7 protein-coding genes are annotated in these 3,388 nt (G+C 33.9%); 6 read left to right on the top strand and 1 reads right to left on the bottom strand.

Annotated features, from left to right (window positions below; all coding sequences use genetic code 11):
• On the top strand, positions 1–283 hold a 283-nt coding region (locus D8848_RS10570; protein ID WP_125443623.1), incomplete at its 5' end, for a DUF5966 family protein.
• 13 nt (positions 284–296) lie between these two features.
• Here D8848_RS10570 and D8848_RS10565 read toward each other — a convergent pair.
• Positions 297–494: a hypothetical protein gene (locus tag D8848_RS10565; protein ID WP_001842085.1), complete on the bottom strand. Its 198-nt coding sequence runs from the start codon at positions 492–494 to the stop codon at positions 297–299.
• 159 nt (positions 495–653) lie between these two features.
• On the opposite strand from D8848_RS10565, the gene D8848_RS10560 reads away from it, so the two are divergent.
• From D8848_RS10560 to D8848_RS10540, 5 genes are read left to right on the top strand one after another with little or no spacing between them, the layout of a single operon-like run.
• Complete coding sequence (locus tag D8848_RS10560) at positions 654–1,295, top strand: peptidylprolyl isomerase (protein WP_125443625.1); 642 nt, start codon at positions 654–656, stop codon at positions 1,293–1,295.
• A 9-nt stretch (positions 1,296–1,304) separates the two neighbouring features.
• A complete protein-coding gene (locus D8848_RS10555) occupies positions 1,305–2,390 on the top strand; it encodes a toprim domain-containing protein (protein ID WP_125443627.1) in 1,086 nt (361 codons plus the stop codon).
• 50 nt (positions 2,391–2,440) lie between these two features.
• Positions 2,441–2,674: a DUF5965 family protein gene (locus tag D8848_RS10550; RefSeq protein ID WP_125443616.1), complete on the top strand. Its 234-nt coding sequence runs from the start codon at positions 2,441–2,443 to the stop codon at positions 2,672–2,674.
• Positions 2,671–3,054 carry a DUF5945 family protein gene (locus D8848_RS10545; RefSeq protein ID WP_125443629.1) on the top strand — a complete coding sequence of 128 codons (384 nt, stop codon included), beginning with the start codon at positions 2,671–2,673 and terminating at the stop codon, positions 3,052–3,054. The genes D8848_RS10550 and D8848_RS10545 overlap by 4 nt, the downstream gene beginning before the upstream one ends.
• Before the next feature lie 37 nt (positions 3,055–3,091).
• A complete protein-coding gene (locus D8848_RS10540) occupies positions 3,092–3,364 on the top strand; it encodes a hypothetical protein (RefSeq protein WP_125443631.1) in 273 nt (90 codons plus the stop codon).
• Positions 3,365–3,388 lie beyond the last annotated feature (24 nt).

The raw sequence follows: 3,388 nt of genomic DNA, 5'->3' as shown, positions 1-3,388 counted from the left end.
CCTTATCCCAGTAATTTTTTTAGCAGTAGGAGGAATTCTCATTCTTTTATGGAGACTCTTTCTTATTGCCAGTGGACTTTTCCTTATTGGTTTTATCAGTTTTCTTATTTTCGTGGAGGTCTATGGAATTTATTTGTTCTTTACTGAACCGACTTTATACTTTGATGATATCAGACAACATGGTTTAACTAGTTTTACGGCTGTGTACCTTTTCATCAATCTGATGTTGGTTCTAGGATTCAGTTGGCGTTTCATAAACTCCAAAACTAAGGAAAGTATGTAAACTTGTTAGATGGTTAAAAAACTTTATCTGAATCTAAATTCGGATAAGGTTTTTTATTAGCCTTGATTCTTTCATATACTTCATAGCTAAATTGGAGCAGTAATTTATGAAAATCATTATCCTCACTGTTATTACTTGTATTTATGGCTTGTTTATGTCGTTCAATATGAGAAAGAGCTCTTCTCAAATTTTCTTCTTTTAAATTTTTCATAGTTACATTATAAGCTGAAGACAGATAGTTTTGATATTTTTCTTTGAACTGTACGATTTTGCGCCTGAAATGTAGGAATCACCTTTTATTATGGTGTGATAAAACTTACAAGTCCTTTTTGTTATTCTTGACCTAGTTTTTATAGAAAGAAGGTCTAAGATGTTAAATAAAGTCAAAACTAAAGCCTTAATTAGTGTCGGAGCAGTGGCTGCAACTAGCTTTATTCTCATGATGGGATATACTGTGGGTCAACATTCTACTGCTAAACAAAGTCGCAAAGAAATCGAATTGGCTGCAGCTAAACTTGTAGAGGACAAACAAGCAGAAGATAAAGCCAGCATTTTGTCATCGGATACTGTAAAAGAATTTTTGACTCAGTACTATACGAAAGACAAGCTCGGAGAAAATAATACACGTATTCAACCTTATATGACTGAATCGGCTTATTCTCAAGAATTGTCAAGTCAAAATGATGCCATGAACCAAGTGTATAAGGATTATATTTTGGATTATCATTTTGAAAAAGCAGATATCTTTGTCAATCAGACTACGAATCAAGCCATTGCCATGGTCTCTTATAATGTAACCTATGTATCTGATTTAAACAATGCCAACCAATCAAAGACTAATCAGACAGAAACCAGAACGGTTAAGTTGTCCTACTCTAAACTTCCTGGTAAGTTATTGGTCAACCAAGTACAGGTTTGGAAATCGGGGTTAGATGATTTGGATAAGGCCACTCCCAAAACTTTAGAAGAATCCTCATCTGTTCCATCACTGCCAAATACTACGACAAAATGATGATGTTTTATGAATATAGAGGAATGTAAGCAAATTTCAATTCTTGATGTAACCAATCGTTTAGGTATCTCCTTTAAACAAGTTTCGAGCAGTGTCTATGAACATCCTGAACACGATTCATTTCGGATTTTTTCAACTACTAATACTTTTAAATGGTTTTCAAGAGATATTCAAGGTGATGTCATTGATTTTGTTCGACTTGTTAAGGGAATTTCCTTTAAAGATGCTCTAGCTTTTCTTTCTGAAGAACCTTTTCAAAAAGAAGCTGTTCAAGAAAATAGAGATAGACCATTTTATTATCCTTTAAAGAGAATAGAAGATTCTAACTGTAGTCTGGCCAGATATTATTTAATAGAATGTAGAGGAATCTCAGAAGAAATCGTACAAAAGATGATTCAACAAGGTTTGCTAGCACAAGCCAGTTGGAAAACAAATGAAACTGTTGAACCTGTTATTGTTTTTAAAAGTTTTGATCATCGTCACAAACTGCAGGCAGCAAGCCTACAAGGGATTTATAAGAATCCCGCTCTTTCTAGAGAGAGGTTAAAAACGATTCTAAAAGGAAGCCATGGACATATTGGAATATCCTTTGACATTGGTAAACCAAATAGACTGGTCTTTTGTGAATCGTTCATCGACTTGATGAGCTATTACGAACTGCATCAACAAAATCTATCTGATGTTCGTTTGGTATCTATGGAGGGATTAAAAAGGTCTGTTGTTGCTTATCAAACTTTACGACTGATAGCTGAAGAAAATCAGAAGTTGGAATTTTTAGATACAGTAATACCTTCAAAGTTATTGCCTTTGATCAATACCATTCGTGATACCACCAGCTATTTTGATAATCATCCTGATTTATTGACACTTGCGGTAGATTGTGATGATGCAGGTAAAGATTTTTCTGATAAGTTATCTCAATCAGGATTTCCTGTTTTACTGGATTTGCCTGATAATGAATCTGGGAAAGAAAAAATAGACTGGAATGATGTCCTTAGAGAAAAGAAATCAGATTTACAATTTATGCTTGAGACTGTAAAAGAGACATTTGGAAATCCACCAGTAAGACAATCATCTCAATTTTTAGAATTGTGATAACAAAATCAAGATGTTTTAGATAATATTAGAATGAAGGAGGATCGTATATGACCATTATTGAACGCTTAGAAGAAAAGGTCACTAGGCAAGAAAGTAAGGTAGTAAGAGAGACAGAAAAACTCGCTGCTTACAAAGAACAACTGGAGACAGCGATGTTTGCGACGTTCAAAAGGCGTCAAAGCATTAGTCACATGAGTTTTGAAGAAGCTCTTGACCATGCATTTGGCAAAGAAAGACAATTCGATGATTCTGAATTTAGAAAGGATGAAATGAGTGAATGACAAAAGATTGGAATTTTAATCAACCATTAGAAAGTAAATCAGAAAATCAAGAAGATCCAGATAAAATTGCGGCCTTATTTGGAAATCATCAAGGAGGTAATGATGTAAATTATGAAGCAGCTTTTCAAAAGCGTAAACAAGCACCTGTGACGGAATCAAATTCTAGTTCTAAACCCAAAGTTACAGAGGTTAGAACAGGAAAAGGGACAGATATCACTACAAGTTATCAGCAACATCTTAAAAGACTTATTGCAGATAACAATAGCGATATTCAAAGTAGTCAAAATAAAATTGAAGATCTACATACGTTGATTGACACAAAGAATAAAGAAAATAAGAAATTGCAGTCCATTTATGATGCGATTTCGGAATTACACTAAGCAGTCCTGATAGGCTGCTTTTTTTGAGAGGTTATAGATGTTTACAACATTTTTTAAGAAAAACCACGACAATGGTGATGTATTTAAGAAGCTAATTCATAGACTATCTGATATGTCTGTCCAAGATCTTGAAAAAATAGACCGACTGCTAGATATCATTTTCACTCCAGATCAAGGATCAGAACAACTAAAAACAGAAGCAACTTTCAGAGAAGAAACTTTGGACGACACATTAAAGGAAGCTAAGAACCAACTTCATAAGGAACAATTGGAGAAGAATTTAGAGAGATTTAGGAAAAATAGTCAATAATGCACCAAAATTGGTGCGTTATAC

Source organism: Streptococcus mitis, from assembly GCF_003942775.1.
Taxonomy (GTDB): domain Bacteria; phylum Bacillota; class Bacilli; order Lactobacillales; family Streptococcaceae; genus Streptococcus; species Streptococcus mitis_CN.
Note: the sequence above shows the minus strand (reverse complement) of the source record. Positions and strands in the feature narration are given on the sequence as shown.

What these genes read in the sequence shown, in the direction of transcription:
- D8848_RS10565 (WP_001842085.1), bottom strand. Translation starts at nt 494, where the DNA reads ATGAAAAATTTAAAAGAAGAAAATTTGAGAAGAGCTCTTTCTCATATT.
- D8848_RS10560 (WP_125443625.1), top strand. Translation starts at nt 654, where the DNA reads ATGTTAAATAAAGTCAAAACTAAAGCCTTAATTAGTGTCGGAGCAGTG.
- D8848_RS10540 (WP_125443631.1), top strand. Translation starts at nt 3,092, where the DNA reads ATGTTTACAACATTTTTTAAGAAAAACCACGACAATGGTGATGTATTT.
- D8848_RS10550 (WP_125443616.1), top strand. Translation starts at nt 2,441, where the DNA reads ATGACCATTATTGAACGCTTAGAAGAAAAGGTCACTAGGCAAGAAAGT.
- D8848_RS10545 (WP_125443629.1), top strand. Translation starts at nt 2,671, where the DNA reads ATGACAAAAGATTGGAATTTTAATCAACCATTAGAAAGTAAATCAGAA.
- D8848_RS10555 (WP_125443627.1), top strand. Translation starts at nt 1,305, where the DNA reads ATGAATATAGAGGAATGTAAGCAAATTTCAATTCTTGATGTAACCAAT.